The following is an 18648-nucleotide window of genomic DNA, read 5'->3' on the forward strand; positions in this document are numbered from 1 at the left end:
TAGTACAACATTCGATAAATAAGGTGCATAAATTTGGGTATATTTTTGGGGAAATACAAGGCGGAGGAGTGCGGAATAATTGCTTTATTCCAATCGACGACAACGATGTAGTTCAAAAAAATATACCCAAATTATGTGCCGGGATTTACCGAAGGCTGTACTAGCGTGTCATTTTTCTTTTGCCGGAATTTGCCCCGCCTGATTTTGCGGAGGAATGCCCCGGCGATTCCATGCCTGGCTGTGGTTTGTCTTTTTCCGGATATACATCAATTTCAAATTTGTTCACGTCGCCTCTATAGCGGGAAAAGGCGTAGTCAATAATGTTTCCGCTCTCTGTCCTGGTTATGGTATTAAAGCTGAGTATGGGAACGCCCAGTTTGATTCCCAGCAAAGACACATCCTCTGCCGTTGATTTGGAGGCCGATACAATTGTCTTGGTTACATAGGTTCTTGATTCCGGCTGCTGGGAAAGCACCTCGTACAGGGATTCCTTCTCAAAGTCATGGCTTAGAATAAAGCTGCACAGAGAGTAAGGCAAAAAATTCTGCATTGTCACCATAGGCATATCATTTGAAAATCTTCTCCTGAACATTGAGATAACCTTGTTTTTTGGATCCAGATCCAGATATGAGGAGATAACCTCTCCGGCTTCAATAACCTTCAAGTCAACCAATTCGGTGCGTGCTTCCATTCCGGTCCGGGCTACCTGCTGGTAAAAGGGCTCGAAAGATCTTATATGTGCTGCGTTTTCCTTTGGATGAGTAACAAAAGTACCCTTGCTTGTCTGACGGGACAGCCAGCCCTCCTGGACAAGCTCCGATATTGCCTGTCTTACTGTGGAACGGCTGATTTTAAACAACTCCTGAATTTCGTATTCAGTGGGAATTGGTGCTCCTATTTTATAATTACCATTCTTGATTTCTTCCAGCAAAAAGCTTTTTAGCTGATAGTAAAGGGGAATTGGAACCTCCCGGTTTAATTCATGCTTGTTTAAAGGCATGAATGGCACCACCTTTCTTTTACTGTATTGCTTGATATTATTGTACGTACTAACGTATCTTTATTATACATTAAAAAAAAGATAATACAAGCTATGGGGAATAATATTTATACTAAATCAACAACATATACTATTGATATTATATAAAAATATACAAATTGCATAAAAATAATGATTGACAAGCTTAAAGGCAAGTGGTATAACTAATATCGTAATGTTGTTATGTACGTACAAACCGACAAAGAAAAGGTGACCTTGATGAAAATATTATGTGTAGGAATGATGGTGTGTGACATTCCTCTATATCCTGTTCCTGACAATATTCTTAAGCTGGATAGCTGGAAAATCAGTAATGCTGTTCCGACTACAGGCGGAGATGCCCTGAATGTCTCGGTTGGCTTGGCAAAACTTGGCATGGAGGTGTCTTTATGCGGCCGGGTGGGACGGGATTCCAACGGAGCATTTGTGAAGGCATGTGTCGCAAAGGAGGGTGTGGACATATCATCGGTAATTGAGGATTTGGAGTATCCTACAGCCGCAAGTTATATTCTGATTGACACATTGAACGAGCGCCATTTTTTAACTTCCAACAAAATCTTTGACAGCTTATCCGCAGAAGATGTACCCGAAGAAAAAATAAAGAAAGCGGATTTGGTCTATTTCGGGAGTGCCATGATAATGGAGAGGATGGACAGGGACGGTATTGAAAAACTGTTCCGCAAGTCGCGTTCCCTTGGGAAAATAACTGCAATGGACACTGCAATGAATACTGCAATGAACAGCACTGGGCAAGTGAATTATTATGAACAAATGAAGTGTGCTTTATATGAAACCGACTACTTTCTTCCCAGTTATGATGAGGCAAAAATACTGACTGGAGAGGAATTACCTGAAAAAATAGCTGAGAGGCTGAAAGAGTTTAATATGAAAGCTCTGGTCATAAAGCTGGGTAAAAAAGGCTGCTATGCAACTGATTTTGTAAAAGGAAAGTATATCAGCACAATTGAAGGAATGCCGGTGAAGGATACAACGGGAGCAGGAGATTCCTTTGTGGCCGCTTTCCTGTGCGGCATATCCCAGGGCTGGGACATCTTCAAAAGTGCTGCTTTCGGCAATACGGTGGCATCTCTCAATGTGGGAGCAGTGGGGGCTACTGCAGGAATACCAGATTTTAAAAGTGCCTTGGCTTTTTTTGAAAAGCAGGATATTCAATATTAAGGAAGGAGCAGATAATTGAACTGTTCAGGAAATCTGAAGTTATTATTTGGTACTTCCAAAGGCAAAGTCACTTTAAAATATACATTAAAAAGAAAGAGGGATATAGACTATGAGATTCGTTCCAATGAAAGAAATTCTTGAGCTTGGCAGAAAAAAAGGTATTGCGTACGGAGCTTTCGAATTCTGGTCGGTTGAGACTGCCAGAGCTGCAATACTAGCAGGATCTAAGCTGGGCATGCCGGTGATTTTACAGTGCGGACAGACGGAAATAGATATGATGGGGGGTTTTGAGGATGTTGTGTCCACAGTAGAAATAGCATCCAGGAATGCTTCCGTGCCTGTTGCACTGCATCTTGACCATGCTGTTACCTATGAGGCTTGTAACGCGGCTATTCAGGCAGGCTTTTCCTCAGTAATGATTGATCTTTCCGCAAAACCTCTGGAAGAGAACATATACGGCACACTCCAGGTGGTGGAGCGTGCACATCCCGCAAATGTAACGGTTGAAGCAGAACTTGGCCGGCTTGTGGGGGAAGAGGGCGCCATAGCTGTAAAGGGCCACGAGGCTGCGCAGACTGACCCGGAGGAGGCCAGGAGATTTGTGGAAGCTACCGGCATCGACTGCCTGGCGGTGAGCATAGGTACCCAGCACGGACAGTACAAGTTTGAACCAAAGCTTAATATAGAACGCCTCAAGAAGATATATGAGCTTACAAAAATACCTCTTGTGCTTCACGGGGGCTCCGGGACACCCATGTGGCAGGTGCAGGAGTCTATAAGAAATGGAATCAACAAGGTAAATATATGCACAGATATAGTTCTGGCTATGGGACATCAATATGTGGACACTCAAAAGGGAGATTTAAAGTATACTACTGCAAATCTCTTCAATCCTGCAAATGAAGCGGCGCAAAAAATAATTGAAGAAAAAATGCGTGCGTTTGCATTGCTGGATTTGTACAAGCAATAATCTGCCAAAGCCAATTTATTTCCTATATTATTAATTCTCATTGAGAAAGACATGTACTTAATATCTTTAACATCTTAAAGGCCGCTTAATATTTATTGCGTTTAAGAAAATCAATTTAATCGGATAGCTTCTTAATTTTCTATTTTTGAAAGGAGAATTCTATTATGAAAAGCGTAAAAAAGTGTCTTGCTGTAAGCTTACTTGTTGCATTGATTGCTGCTGTATTTGCAGGTTGTTCTTCCTCAAACGGCGGCGGGGCGGTTTCCTCCAATAGTTCTTCAGCTTCGGTAAGCTCCAAGGCGGAGAACTTGAAGGCAACGGTTATATGGAGAAGGTTTGATGATGCCTTCCAGTCAGGCTTCAGAATAATCATGCAAAGCGAGGCCGACAAAATGGGAGGCTTCAAGCTTGACATGCAGGATGGCGAGGATGATCCCTCCAAGGCAAATAACAAGCTGGAGACAGCTCTGACAAAGGGCGCACAGAGCATTGCAATATGCGCACCCGACAGAAAAAGCACCGATGAGATGATGAAGAAGTGCAAGACCGAGAATGTGCCGGTGATTTTTTTCAACATGGAGCCCATGCCTGAAACAATGAAGGCCTATGACAAGGTATGGTATGTGGGAGCCAATGCAAAGGAATCAGGACAAATGTGCGCCCAGGCTCTGATAAACTACTGGAACAGCAATAAGGAAATTGCCGACAAAAACGGTGACGGAAAGCTGCAGCTTGTTATACTTCAGGGAGAATTGGGTCAGCAGGATGTTGTGCTCCGAACGGAGGCATATGAAGAAACCTTAAAAGCTCAGGGCATTGAATATGAGATTCTTGCAAAAGATACTGCTAATTGGGATAAGGCACAGGCGCTGGATAAAATGAATACCTGGATTACCGCTTTCGGTGTGGATAAAATCGAAGGAGTTCTGTGCAACAGCGACGGTATGGCAATGGGAGCTGTGCAGGCGGCTTTGGACAACGGGTACAATAAGGGCGATGCAAACAAATTTATTCCGATTGTAGGGATAGATGCAACTGTAGAAGCTCTCCAGAGCATGAAGAACGATGCCTTGCTTGGAACAGTGCTTAACGACCGTATGTCTCAGTCCAAGGCGGTTCTGAATGTACTGAAGACAGTAAACGACAAGGGTGTGGTTACGAAAGATACAGTTGGCGTAGATTGTACGGTGGAAGACAACTATATTTGGGTTCCGTATAAAATCGTAGACAAGACCAATCTTGAGGAAACCTTGAAAATGATGACCGAGATTGAGGGTAAATAAAAATTGGATATGGCATTGTGCCGGTGTAAACTCAGAAGCATACGGGCAGGCACCGGAGCACAGGCTGCGGCATGGCGGAAACCGGAGAAACGGATATTACCTTGCGGTTTCAGTATATAAGGTACTCATTTGGAATCCGCCATAGGGCAGCTCATAAGGTCAAAAAAATGCAAAGGAGGACCCAGTCATGCCAAAGCTTTAATAAGGTTTTGGGCTGGATGCATGGGCATGGGTATAAATATGGAGGTGAGCCATTTGCAGGAATATCGTCTGAAAATGGACAATATAACAAAGACTTTTCCGGGAGTAAAAGCTTTGGATGATGTGAAGCTGCACATAAAGCCGGGAAGCGTCCATGCCCTGATAGGGGAAAACGGGGCGGGAAAGTCCACCTTGATGAAGTGCCTGTTCGGTATTTACAAACCGGATGGAGGCTCCATTGAGATTGACGGCAGGGCAGTCTTGATATCAGACACTCAAAGTGCCCTTAAGAATGGAATTTCCATGATACATCAGGAGCTTAATCCAATTCCCAACAGAACTGTAACCGACAATATATGGGTTGGCCGTTATATAAAAAAAGGATTGATTGTAAATGAAAAATTAATGGAGCAAAAAACCCAGGAGCTTTTGAAAGAGCTTGAGTTTGATATCAATCCAAAAGCAATGGCAAAAGATCTTTCGGTTTCACAACTGCAGGCAATTGACATTGCAAAAGCAATATCATACAATGCGAAAATTATTATTATGGACGAACCGACCTCCTCGCTTACAATTGCAGAAACAAAGCATCTTTTCAGGCTTATACGGCAGTTGAGGGATGAGGGCAGATCCGTTATTTACATTTCTCATAAGCTGGAGGAAATGTTTGAAATTGCAGATGAAGTAACAGTTATGAGAGACGGCAGATATATCGGAACCTGGGAAATAAGCAAAATAACCATTGAGCATGTCATAGAGCAAATGGTAGGGAGGAGTATGGAGGAACGCTTTCCCATAAGCGAGCAGCCTCCGTCTTCGGATGTCAAATTGAGGGTGGAAAACATTACAAGCACTGATGCCAAATCCTTTAAAAATGTCAGCTTTGAATTGAAAAAAGGGGAAATACTTGGGATTGGAGGCTTGGTAGGGGCCCAAAGAACAGAAATGGTTGAAAGCCTTTTTGGGCTGAGGCCTATTGCATCAGGAGTTTTTTATAAGGAAGGCAGGCTTATCGGCAACAAGTCACCGCTTCAGGCAATCGAAAACGGATTTGCCCTGCTGACGGAGGAGCGCCGCACCACAGGTATTGTTCCAATGCTGTCCGTGCATGATAACACGCTGATTGCGTCATATAAAAAGTTTACCGGCTGGTTTCCGGGGGTTATCAATAAAAAAAAGAGCACAGAAAGTGCCGTTGCAGTATGTAAAAGCATGAATGTAAAAACTCCCCGTATGTCGACTGAAATTCAAAATCTTTCGGGAGGAAACCAGCAGAAGGTGCTGGTGGGGAGATGGCTTCTTACCGATTCAAACATACTTATTCTGGATGAACCCACAAGAGGCGTGGATGTAGGTGCAAAATACGAGATATATAAAATCATGAGAGAGCTAGTAAAAAAAGGAAACAGTATTATAATGGTATCCTCGGAAATGCCGGAGCTGCTGGGAATGTCTGACAGGATATTGGTTATGTGCAATGGGCGTATAACAGGGATTTTAAATAGTGAGCAGGCCTCGCAAGTGGAGATTATGCGTCTTGCTACAAGGTTTACCATAGATAATACAGCAATGGAGGCGGGCAAATGAATATAAAAGGTGGAGAGATTAAAACAGTTGAGGTTAAGAAGTTTTTAATGGACAAAGCTCTGATATTGGCACTGCTCGTCATGATAATAGGTATTATTATTATGGAGCCGGCATTTTTGCAATGGCGTGTTGCAAAGGATATTATGACACAGTCCTCGGTAAAGCTCATTGTGGCACTTGGCCTTCTGTTTCCTTTGCTGCTTGGAGGAACAGACCTCTCAGGAGGACGTCAGGTGGGTTTGGCGGCTGTTATTGTGGCATCAATGAGCCAGGCTGCGGACTATGCCAGTAAATTTTATCCGGGGCTGCCCAATATCCCTATTATTTTCCCTATTCTTATTGCAATTGGGGTTGTGGCAGTAATCGGTGCGGTAAACGGAATTATGATAGCAAAGCTTAAAATGGCTCCTTTTATTGCTACCTTTGGAATGTCTACAATAGTATACGGCATTAACTGCCTTTATTATGCAAAAGAGCCCAATAATGCACAGCCCATAGGCGGAATAAGGGGAGAACTTACTATCCTGAGCAGTTACAAGCTGTTTGGGCAGATAAGCCTTCTCATTGTCATAGCGGCTGTGGTGACGGTTATTTCGTGGTTTATTCTTAACAAAACGGTATTTGGAAAGCATATATATGCGGTGGGCGGAAACGAAAATGCCGCAAGGGTTTCCGGTGTAAAGGTGCATGCAATTATAATTGCGGTATTTGTAATTGAAAGCATCCTGGTAGGTATGGCGGGTATATTGGAGGTTGCGCGTACAGGCGGAGCCAACAGCGCCTATGGCTTTTCGTATGAATTTGACGCTATTTCAGCCTGTGTGGTGGGAGGAGTGTCTCTAAGCGGTGGAGTGGGCAAGGTTTCAGGGGTTGTTCTTGGTGTGATTATTTTTACCATAATAAGCTATGGGCTTGCGTTTATAGGTATAAATCCAAATTGGCAGCTCATTGTAAAAGGAATTATAATATGTACCGCTGTTGCTCTGGATATGAAAAAAAATTCAAAATAGCAGATTTGTGGAGGTTACTGAAATGGAAACTATTAAAGTGGGCAATACATTGGAATTTTCAAGACTGGTGCAGGGCTTCTGGCGGCTTACCGACTGGAATTTCAGTTTAAATGAACTGGCTGCGTTTATGGAGGCTTGCATCGGCAGGGGAGTAACCACCTTTGACACGGCGGAAATATACAGCGATACAGAGTGCGAGCGCCAGATGGGACTTGCCTTTAAAACCGCACCGGAGCTTCGCGGGAAAATACAGTTGGTTACAAAAACCGGTATTTTCAAGCAAAAAGAAGGATACGGAGAATTCGGATATTACAATACCTCCTATGACAGGATTGTGGAATCCTGCAAAAGCAGTATACAACGTCTGCAATGCGGGTATATAGACCTATATCTTATTCACAGGGAGGACCCCTGCTTTGATGCCTGGGAAACTGCCAGAGCCTTGAAGGACTTAAAAAAGCAGGGTTTAATCAGGGAGGCGGGAGTGTCAAATTTTGATCCATTCAAGTTTGATGCACTGAACACTGCAATGGACGGAACTCTTGTAACAAACCAGCTTGAGTGGAACCCGGTTTGTTTTGAACATTTCAACTCGGGCATGATGGATATTATGGTAAAGAATAAAATCCATCCCATGATATGGTCGCCTCTTGCGGGAGGCAGGCTGTTTTCATCCGACGCCCCGGAATGTGTAAAAGCCTTAAAGGTATTTTCGGAGATTGCAAGGCAGAATGGGGAGGCAGTGGAGACTATAATATATGCATGGCTGCTCTATCATCCTGCAAAAGTGATGCCCATAAGCGGCAGCGGCAAGCTGGAGCGTCTTGATATGGCTATCCGTGCGCTTGAGGAGGTCAGGCTACAGCATTGGGAGTGGTATAAGCTGTATGCGGCAAGCGGCCAGCAGGTGCTGAGGTAAATTGAATTCCGAACAATGACCGGCGGCATACTCCGGATAAAATATACAAAATATATAAATTGAACGGCAATCGGTTAAAGAAAAATATGCTCTTCCCAAAATGGACGGAAAACATGAAGGTCCGTTTATACGGGAGGAGCATATTTTTTATTGTAGTTTTTCTAATAATTTATAGGAATATGAGAGTAAAAAATGTGAAAAATAAGTATGGTTCAAAAGCTCTTTTTTGAATTAAATATCATTAAAGGAGGACTAATATGCCACTCACAAGTAAGGAATTAATGTTGATTCAGGACAATATCAGCATGTGCGAAGACAACATAAAGTATTTGCAGGGCTGCGCCCAGCTTGCAACCGACAGCCAGATCAAAAACCTGTGCACCAAGCTGGCAAGCGACGAAAAGAACAGCCTGCAGTTGCTGATAAAGCACATTAATACGGCGGCACAATAAGTATAATAAAACAGGAGGGTGAACATGGCTAATTTAACGGATAAGGAAATTATGGCTTCGGTTCTGGGAGAGCATAAACTTGCAGCATCATCCTTGACCAACCTTATTTTGGAAAGTGTGTGTCCAATGTTAAGAAACGATGCTGAAAGTATTCTTACAAAAACCTTTGATGCTCAAAAACAGGTTTTTGATATAATGGCTCAGAAGGGCTGGTATATGGTTCAAAATGCAAACCAGCAGGAAATATCCACAGCCCAGCAAAAAGTGAAAAACGTTCAATCTCAGATATCTCAATAATAAAAAACTGATATAAAGGGAAAGGGCGGCCGTATTCATATGCGGCTGCCCTTTTTTGGTGACAAATTTGCACTTAATAATAGGAGCATACACCTATTATTAAGTGTTAACAGGGAACTGATTTTACAAAAAATTAAAAAAAGTAAATTTTAATGTCTAGCTTTGAAAGAATAAGTAAATTATGGTTATCTCCACTAAATCAAATAATTCTTAATTTTACAATATTATGCTTAATATGATAATATTTTTAAGCAGTTCAAATAAATACATTTCAAAAGATAAAACCAGTTAATAAAAATTGAAAATGAATCAATTATTCATTAATAAGCGGTTGCGAAGATGGAACCGGTCTCATTGCAGTAAGCAGGCATGAGATTTTCGGCGTTAGCGCTTTATCCGTTCAGCATGATATGTGGTATATGCCCAGAGCCAGAAAAGCATTAAATTCTGAAGTGTGATTGATTGGGAGTGCTCAGTGGAACTATCAGGGTTTAGATTTGTACCAAAGTGCGTCTGTTAAAAAAATCAAAGATAAAGAGGAGAAAATTATGAGCAAAAGCCTTGCAAAAAAAGTATTTATATTTATTCTGCTATTTGCAATAAACATTATGGGGTTCGGCATAGTAATTGATTCCGGCAATTTGAAGTTTTCCTTTGGAGAGGCTGCCTATTGCCGGACCAACTACTATGATATCAGCAAGGTAAGGGCCGGGTATTTATGGAATGCATCCTTCTATGAAAATCAGAGCTACGCAAATGTTAGCCTCACTGCAGACAGCATATTACTGAATGTGCCAATAACCGGAGCGATTTCTTCAGCGGCATCAGATTATATTCCGGTTACAGTAGGAAAAGAATACACAATGAATTTTTCACAGCAGGGAGAAACAAATGTAGGGACCAGATCCATATATATTTTTTACAATAGCAATAAAGAAAGAATAAGCGGTGAAACCTCTGTTTTTACAACAACCACGATCATCAAGCCCCCTGCAGGTGCGGCATATATCCGGTGGTTTTTTGCTCCTACTGCCGGTGATAAAACATGCCAGGTAAGATATTCAAATATTGAGTTTTATGAGAACCTTATGAGTTTTAAACTGGATCCGTCTATGGACAATCTGACCTGCCAGATGTCTTTACCTGTAAAGGGAATAGTGGAAAACAGCAGCAGCGGAGATATTTTAGATATAGTATATTCCATGGACGATGATTCTGAGCAGGTATTGTATCCAGGTTTGGAAAGCAAGGGCACTGCTCAGCCCGTGGATGCAAAAATTGATATAAGGGCTCTTTCTGAGGGAGTACATAATTTGAGTATATGGATAAGGGATAGTAAGGGGAGGGTTTCTGAACCTGTTAGGCTTTCCTTCAATAAAATCCGTAAAATCAGCATGTCTGTATCAGATGTCACAAAAAATAGTGCCGGTATAAATATAAATGATGAAAATGCTGAAAGTAAGCTGTATAGAGTAAAAATAAACAACAAGTATCTGTCCGAAGCAGGTGAAATATCTGTAAGCCCGGACTGGATAAGAAAAAGTACCACAAATACGGCCATAAATATTGGGAAGCTGTCTCCAGGAGTAAAATATACCCTGTCGGTAACAGCCTATGATATTAACTCTTTGGAACTGGACGAAAGCAAAAGTGTACAATTTACAACCCCGGTGGAAAATTTGTCTGCACCGGTAATTTCAAAAACAGACAGCAGTGCAGAGAGCATAACTATTGCCTGGAATCCGATAAAGGGAGCGGAAAAATATGAAATTGAGGCTGACGGTATAACTACATCCTCAAGTGCTTTATCCTTCACCCACTCAAAACTTCAGCAAAATACAAGGCATACGTACAGAGTGCGGTCCCGGGACGGAGAAAATATCAGTGAATGGAGCCTGCCCATAAAAGTCTCAACCAAGAAGGCACTGCCTGAGATACCCGGAAATATCACCGCCGCTGCCATTGGAACCTCCATAGCAGTTTCATGGGGTAAGGTGGCCAATGCTTTAAATTATGAAATTGAGGCTGACGGCTCCATAAAGACGGTAAGTGGTACGGCATATACAATGCAAGGACTAAAACCCGATACTCTTCATACCTTCAGGATAAGAGCCGTTGGATTCTCGGGGACAAGCAACTGGAGCCCCATTGAAAGAATATTTACAACTGACGGCTTGATAACAGATATGCCGCAAAATATTACGGCTGTTGCATCAAACACTACCATAGCATTGTCATGGGATGCTGTCGATGATGCAGAGGACTATGATATTCTGCCTGTATTGGAAAATGGAACAATGGGAACCGCAGTAGACAACGGAAGCCTTACCACCTGTGAATTTCGGGGGCTGAGACCAAACACCGCATACAGGTATGTGGTGAGAGCAAGGAACAGTGCCGGCGAAGGCCCTTACAGCAGGGAAATACAGGTGATGACATACCTGCTGGACACTCCTGGGAATGTAAAGATTGAAAAAAATGATACTTATATAAAATTTTCATGGGATAAGGTAGAGAGTGCCGACAGCTACCAACTGATATATGCCGGTGTGACGGGAGGAGAGGCCGCCGGGGCGGGAGCTGTCGTTGAGCTTGAAAGCTCCGGCACCCGTATTGATGTACTAACCGGAACCAGCGTCACAATAACCGGTCTGACGCCCTGCACCGAATATAAATACAGCATAAGGGCAAAAAGCTCAAATGGCTACAGCAGTTGGAGAGAAGTAAAAAGCTGCTTCACCTTGCCGCATAGGCCTGAAATACCTGACAATGTCAGTGCATCCGTATCTGATACTAAAATCATTATCAGTTGGACAGGCATGGATGACCCGGCAGTCACAGGCTATGATATAGAACTGGATGGAATAGTACTTGAAAATGACACTGAGACAGGCTATATACATGAAGGACTGACACCATACAGCCTGCATACGTACAGAGTCAGGGCGAGAAATGATTTGGTGGAAGGGGAGTGGAGCCCTGAAAATACCATCAGAACGCTTCCTTCAGAACCACAGTCTCCAAAGAATATTGTTGTAAAGTCAACGCAGACAGGTGCCACATTGACTTGGAAAGAGGAACAGGGAGCTGCCGGATATGACATATATGTATTCAGATTGGATGAGAGCAATAATGAGGTTAAGGTTGAAGAAATAAACAATATTGAAGATTGCACCTATACCCACAGAAGGCAGGTCAAGGGCGAGGAGTACAGGTACAGGCTGAGAACCCGTAACATACGGGGAATAAGCGCCTGGAGCGGAGATGTCATCAACAACGCCATAAAGGCTGAGTGCAAGAAGGGCAGTACCCTTGACCTGGGGTTGACTGCCACAGATGTGGTGGATTTTGGCAGCTATGAAATGGTGGTCACATATAATCCTGGCGTGGTTCAGGTGGCGGACCTCAGCACCCTGACCGGAGCTGCTGAACTGACAACCGGAAAAATAGAGGGCACGGGCATCACCATAAAGGAATTTTCACAGGGCAGGATTGTGTTTGTGGTGGACAGGGCTGTTACCCCCGGGGAGGCCTGGACCGGTGTCATTAACGGCATCAAGTTCAAGGCCAGGGAAACCGGCGGCACCACCATAACCTATACGGTGTTCACCAGGCAGGAATAGCAGGGCTTGAGCAATGACTGCAAACGGCAGCCAAATGATGTCAAACGGTACTTTTCGTGCCGTTGAGCCGGCTCACCTGTACCATATAAACGTCTCAATGCTGCAAAAGCCGCAACTGAACGGCAGATGAACCGCAAATGAACCGCAAATGAACCACAAGTAAAATACAATCACACTTTTTGGAGGTCAACTATGAAGAATATTAAGAACAGGCTTTCGGCGCTTCTGGTTTTCATATACATTTTCACAAATATCCTCTCTCCCTTGAGCATCCTCGCAGCAGGCCAGGACAATAAAAAAGAGGCTCCCAAGGAAAAGACAGAGCTGCTGGTCAAGTTCAAGGACGACAGCAAGGCCGATAACAGCCGGTCAAAGGTTAAAAGCAAGCTGAAAATAGGGAAGCTGGATTCCAAGGCCAGAAGCAAAAAGTCCAGAATAGAGCTGCTGGAAATTAATGAGGGCGATGACCTGAATGCCGTCATAAAGGAGCTTAAGAAGGATTCCAATGTGTTGTTCGCCCAGCCCAACTACAAGCTGAGCGCAACTGCGGCCAAAAGCGCCGCAGTTCCCCGGGACGAGCTGTTCCCTCAGCAGTGGGGGCTTTTTAACAACGGGCAGAAGGTGGAGTTTTCAACTGGAAAAGCAGGACAGGATATTTCAGCTCTGGCAGCCTGGGGCCTCACAAAGGGCTCCGCTGTGCTGGTAGGCGTCCTGGATACTGGAATAGATACAAGCCATGAGGATTTGAAGGACAATATTTATGTAAATTCCAATGAGATTAAAGATAACGGCATTGATGATGACGGGAACGGATATATTGACGATATCAACGGCTGGGATTTTGCAAACGGGGACAATTCCGTGTTTGACGATACCACGTCGGATATGCATGGAACACAGGTGGCAGGTGTTATTGCAGCCGGGGAAAACGGAACCGGGATTGTAGGTGCGGCTCCAAAGGCGGCACTTCTGCCCTTGAAATTCATAAACGGCACCACAGGCTATACCTCCGATGCAATAGAGGCCATTGAATACGCCTCCCGTATGGGTGTAAAAATAGTCAACTGCAGCTTCTCAGGAAGCAGCAGTAACCCTGCGCTGAAGGAGGCCATGGCGGAGTCGGGCATGCTGTTTGTATGCGCCGCAGGCAACGAGGGCCGGGATCTTTCCAAGTCCCCCGTATACCCTGCGGGCTTTGAACTGTCAAATATATTGACGGTTGGAGCTCAAAACAACAAGGGACAGATGGCGGCACTTTCCAATTACGGCATAAATGTGGATGTTGCAGCCCCGGGAATAGATATATTGACCACACAGCCACAGGATAAGTACGAATATAAAAGCGGCACTTCCTTTGCAGCCCCATATGTGTCGGCGGTTGCCGCACTGCTTCAGAGCCTTATGCCGGACATGACTGCGGCCCAGCTTGCAACCAGGATAAAGAGCACTGCCGCAAAGAGTGAGGAAACAACCGGAAAGGTGGCCTACGGCAGGGTGGACGCCAATGCGGCCCTGACAAATAACCAGAGCTCCTCAACAGATATTGTGAAAAAGCCCGCAGCAGATACCAGGCTTCCGGCGGATGAGAGCGTTGTGGCAGTGTGCGCCGCCACAATCGCCCCCGAGCTTCTGGAACAGATACACTATGGAGAAACAGGGGTAAATGCCGCAACGGGAAACTATTCAAAAACAGATATCGATATGAGTGAGGTGTCCCCCGGCTTCACCGTCAATATGAGCAGGACCTACAACTCCAAGGATGACAGGGCCACAAGCACAATGGGCAGGGGCTGGACCTTCGGCTTTGAAGGCAGCCTTAAAAAGGATGCCAATTATGCCTCCAACAGCGTACTGGTTGCAAAGCTTCCCAACGGCTCGGCCCAGGTATTCATTGACAACAGAAACGGGACCTATGCCGCAAATGATTCCAGAAGCACACTGGTAAAAAACCAGGACGGAACCACCACTCTGACAACCAAGGACCAGTACACCTACATATTCAATACCACAGCAGCAAATCCCGAGGGCTATCTTACCGAAATGAGGGACAGGAACAAAAATTCCCTTAAAATATCACTGGATGCCGCTGTTCCGGGCAAGGTGCTGTCAGTGACCGATACGGTGGGAAGACAGTTCGGCATCACCTATGACACCAACAACTTAATAACAAAAATCTCCGATATCAAAGGAAAAAGATATGTAAAATATGAATACAGCTCTGCAAAGCTGCTTACCACAGTCTCGGCAATAACCCTGGAGGGGGCTGACTCTCCTGCAATATATTCCTATGAATATGACGCCTCAAATTACCTGACCAAAGTCAGGGATGCTTTGAAAAACACCCTGGAACAGGTAACCTATGACCATGCCGCAGGCACAAACCAGCACAAGGTGACAAAAAGCACCGACCAGAACGGAAACACCTTTAACTACACCTATGACCCGGGCAACAGAACCACCACAATCAAGGATTCCAGTACTCCCTCAGCAATAACCGTCACCAAGAAATATGACACGGCCTACTACATAACAGAATCCATAGACCCGGAAGGAAAATCCACCACAGTTGAATACTACCTGGACACAAACAACTACAACAAATATGGTGAAGAAAAGAAAATAAAGGACAGGAACGGAAACGTTACAGAATATGCAAGGGATGAAAGAGGAAACATAACAAAAATATTAAACCCGGACAAAAGCACCAGGGAATACACCTATGATGCCCAGAACAACACAACGGCAGAAAAAGATGAAACAGGCAGAGCCACATATTACATATATGATGACACAGGCCGCCTGCTCAAAAAAGTGCAGCCCTTAAACGGCACCGACACCTACGATCCCAATGCAGACCAGTCGAAATACTCCGTAACAAAATATGCCTACTATACAAATGAGGAGGCACAGGCCCTGGGCTACAAGGCAAAAGGCCTGCTGAAGCAAACTGCAGATCCCGCCGGGGGAGTTACAAAATATGAATATGACGCTGACGGAAACCAGACGGCAGTGACCGACCCGGAAGGCAACACAACAAAAAACGAATACAATGCCCTGGGCTGGCTGACCCAAAAAACATCACCCTCGGGCTATACCGTCACCTACACCTATGATGCCTACGGCAGAGTAGTAAAAACAGAACTGGACAAGGGTGAAACCTCAAGGACGGTATATGACCTCCTGGGCAGAAAAATACAGGACATAGCCCCCAACCAGTATGAAGAAGAAAAAGACGGGCTCAACTCCGGTACACCCACCCAAACCTACGCAGACGTAACCGCCGGCACAAGGTATGAATACAATCCGGCAGGCAGGGTGAAAAAAGTCACAGACCCGATGGACAGCTCGGTGGAATATACCTATGACATCTATGGAAACACCTTGAGCGAAAAACTCACCGACAGCACGGGAAAAGAAAAAAACACCAAAAGCTACACCTACGATGTAATGAACAGGCTCACCACGGTGTCCTTCAAGGGCGGCTCGGACCAGACCTCCCTTAAGCTGGAAAGCTATGCCTACACCATACAGACCGACGGAAAAACACAAAAAACCCACACCCGGTACTTAAACACCGCAGCACCTGCAATAACAGGAACAACCACCAGCGAAGCCGCAATCACAGAATACACCTACGACTATGCAAACCGTCAGGTGGAACAAAAAAATCCCGACGGAGGACGGCTCACAACCATATACAACCCCAACGGTACAATAGCCTCAACCACCGATGCCATGGGAAACACCACCTGGTATAAATATGACGGAAGAAACAACCCGTCCGAAAAATGGATACCTATGGAAGAAGGGCTCTACAGCTATACCAGAATAGCCTATGACAAAGCCGGAAGAAAAGTATCGGAACAAACCGGGAAGGACAAAACAGAACTGTACGGCATACCTTCCTCCGACAGGCTCATAACAAAAAGCTATGCCTATGACAAAAACGGCAGCCTGACAACAGTCACCGACAGCAGCGGCAGAAGGACAGAAAACCAGTACGACCCCGAAGGAAACCTGGTGAGGGAAAACATATTCACCGCAAAGGACACCTTCAACACCACCGAATACACCTACAACCATATAGGAAAGGTGACCTCCAGAACAAAATACATAAAAAAGGGAGACCTCTTAGGAAACAAGGAAGAAAACCAGGAGCAGGAAGCCCTGACAACCACCTGCAAATATGACAAAAACGGAAACCTCATAGAAGAAAAAACACCCGACGGCGTTATCACCAGCTACACCTATGACCTGCTAGGCAGGCAGACCGAAACCCGGAAGCTGGAAATAGACGAGCACGGGCTCCCTGTCATAGCAAGTACAAAAACCGCCTACGACAGCCAGGGCAACATAATAGCCACAACCGATGCAAAAGGCATAACCACCACATACCACTATGACGACAGGGGTTTAATGCAGCAAAGCAAAAAAACCACCATAGAAACAACCAGCGCCGGCTCCATAACCATAGACCACATAACAGCCTGCTACTATGACCTGGCAGGCAGAAAAACCGCCGAAGTATCACCGGAAAATTACGTACCGGCCGTTCCATATACCCAAATGAACAGAACAGAATACGTATATGACAAAATGGGAAGGCTGAAGGCGAAAATACAGGTATACAAGGTCAAGGACGAAGAAAACTTCACCACCCTCGTATCAGCGGCATACAAATATGACAAAAACGGAAACCCCATCAAGGAGCTGGACGGAGAAGGCTACAGCTACGGCGTGGGAACCACCCTGGAAGAAAAAATATACAGCGGCTACGGCATGGAAAAAACCTACAACCAGGCAGGCCTGCTGGAAACAGAGCTGGACCCTGCGGCAAAAGCCGACGGCCTCAAAAACACAAAAAAGAACACCTATGACGGGGCGGGAAGAAAAATATCCGAGACAGATGCCAGAGGAGTAATAACCAGCTACTACTATGACGATGCAGGAAACCTGGTAACAACAGCAGTAAGAAAAACACAAAGCGATGCGGAACTGGTCACAGGCACAAAACAATATGACCTGGCAGGAAACATAACGGAAAAAACCGACGGCAACGGAAATGCTACCAAATACCAGTACAACAGCCTGAACAAGCTCAAAAAAATACAATATCCCTCAGATGAAACCATACCCGGATACACAGAAACCTACCAGTACGACCAAATGGGAAACATAAGAAAAAAAGAAGACAGCATGGGGGTACAAAACCTCTATACCTATGACAACGAAGGACGGATGCTCTCCCAGACACAGCAGGACAGCAAGGGCAGGGACAAAATAACCACTTTTGCGGCATATGACCTAAACGGAAACAAGACAAAAGAAACCGACGGAAACGGAACAGAAAAAGAAAACAGATATGATGAGAAAAACAGGCTCATAGAACAAAAAACAAACATAACCGGCATAAACAACAAAACCGTAACCTACAAAACACAAAACAAATATGACAAAAACAACAACCTGCTGGAACAGACCAGCTACATAGACGGGGTCCTCACAGGAAAAACCGCAACAAAATATGATGCCTTAAACAGAAGCATAGAAAAACGGGATGCCTACAATATAATACAAACCCTGGAATATGACAAAAGCCACAGGCAGACAAAAGCAACAGACGCAAACGGAAACGAAACAAAATATACCTACGACAGAAACAACCGTCTCACAGCCACCACCGACCCCGAAGGGAACATAACAAGACAGAGCTATGACGGCGCAGGAAACCTGACGGAAAAAACCGACGGCAACGGAAACAAAACCACCTACAGCTACGACCAGTTTGGCAGACTCCTGCAGGTGACAAACGCAAAAGGAGAAAAAACCGGCTACACATACGATGCTTGCGGAAACCTGCTCACCCAGACCGACGGCAGGGGAAATACAACCGCCTACGAATACAACGCCGCCAACAAAGAAACCAGAAAAATATATCCGGGAGGCAAAAAAACCATAGAAGGAACAACCGTCTATGACCCGGCAAAAACAGAGACCTACACCTACAATGCAAATGGAACGGCCGCCACAAAAACAGACCGTAACGGAAAAACCACAAGCTACAAAAATGACATACACGGCAGGGTGA

Annotated in this window: 11 protein-coding genes; 10 read left to right on the forward strand and 1 reads right to left on the reverse strand. The window is 44.7% G+C overall.

Annotated elements, in window-relative coordinates; all coding sequences use genetic code 11:
- Nucleotides 1–160: 160 nt before the first annotated feature.
- The gene (locus CLHUN_RS09255; protein WP_080064304.1) at nucleotides 161–1000 is read right to left on the reverse strand and encodes a GntR family transcriptional regulator; all 840 of its coding nucleotides are present in this window, start codon (nucleotides 998–1000) and stop codon (nucleotides 161–163) included.
- A 258-nt stretch (nucleotides 1001–1258) separates the two neighbouring features.
- On the opposite strand from CLHUN_RS09255, the gene CLHUN_RS09260 reads away from it, so the two are divergent.
- The 10 genes from CLHUN_RS09260 to CLHUN_RS09305 all read left to right on the forward strand — a co-directional run.
- The gene (locus CLHUN_RS09260) at nucleotides 1259–2218 is read left to right on the forward strand and encodes a carbohydrate kinase family protein (RefSeq protein ID WP_165755716.1); all 960 of its coding nucleotides are present in this window, start codon (nucleotides 1259–1261) and stop codon (nucleotides 2216–2218) included.
- Nucleotides 2219–2327: 109 nt separating this feature from the next.
- A complete protein-coding gene (locus CLHUN_RS09265; RefSeq protein ID WP_080064306.1) occupies nucleotides 2328–3188 on the forward strand; it encodes a class II fructose-bisphosphate aldolase in 861 nt (286 codons plus the stop codon).
- Between the two features lie 164 nt (nucleotides 3189–3352).
- Complete coding sequence (locus tag CLHUN_RS09270; protein ID WP_080064307.1) at nucleotides 3353–4471, forward strand: galactose ABC transporter substrate-binding protein; 1119 nt, start codon at nucleotides 3353–3355, stop codon at nucleotides 4469–4471.
- 228 nt (nucleotides 4472–4699) lie between these two features.
- On the forward strand, nucleotides 4700–6259 hold the full coding sequence (locus CLHUN_RS09275; RefSeq protein WP_340148330.1) for a sugar ABC transporter ATP-binding protein: 1560 nt from the start codon (nucleotides 4700–4702) through the stop codon (nucleotides 6257–6259).
- Nucleotides 6256–7269, forward strand: a complete 1014-nt coding sequence (locus CLHUN_RS09280) for an ABC transporter permease subunit (protein WP_080064308.1) — start codon at nucleotides 6256–6258, stop codon at nucleotides 7267–7269. Before CLHUN_RS09275 ends, CLHUN_RS09280 begins: the two co-directional genes overlap by 4 nt.
- 22 nt (nucleotides 7270–7291) lie before the next feature.
- Nucleotides 7292–8188: an aldo/keto reductase gene (locus tag CLHUN_RS09285; protein WP_080064309.1), complete on the forward strand. Its 897-nt coding sequence runs from the start codon at nucleotides 7292–7294 to the stop codon at nucleotides 8186–8188.
- A gap of 257 nt (nucleotides 8189–8445) precedes the next feature.
- A complete protein-coding gene (locus CLHUN_RS09290; protein WP_080064310.1) occupies nucleotides 8446–8640 on the forward strand; it encodes a hypothetical protein in 195 nt (64 codons plus the stop codon).
- Between the two features lie 24 nt (nucleotides 8641–8664).
- Entirely contained in the window at nucleotides 8665–8937 is a 273-nt protein-coding gene (locus CLHUN_RS09295; RefSeq protein ID WP_080064311.1) for a spore coat protein, read from the forward strand.
- 548 nt (nucleotides 8938–9485) lie between these two features.
- Nucleotides 9486–12560, forward strand: coding sequence for a fibronectin type III domain-containing protein (locus CLHUN_RS09300; RefSeq protein ID WP_080064312.1), 3075 nt, complete (start codon nucleotides 9486–9488; stop codon nucleotides 12558–12560).
- A gap of 192 nt (nucleotides 12561–12752) precedes the next feature.
- Nucleotides 12753–18648 (forward strand): S8 family serine peptidase (locus CLHUN_RS09305; protein ID WP_080064313.1); only part of this gene is annotated, 5896 nt, incomplete at its 3' end.

It is taken from the genome of Ruminiclostridium hungatei (genome assembly GCF_002051585.1).
GTDB classification, from domain to species: domain Bacteria; phylum Bacillota; class Clostridia; order Acetivibrionales; family DSM-1351; genus Ruminiclostridium; species Ruminiclostridium hungatei.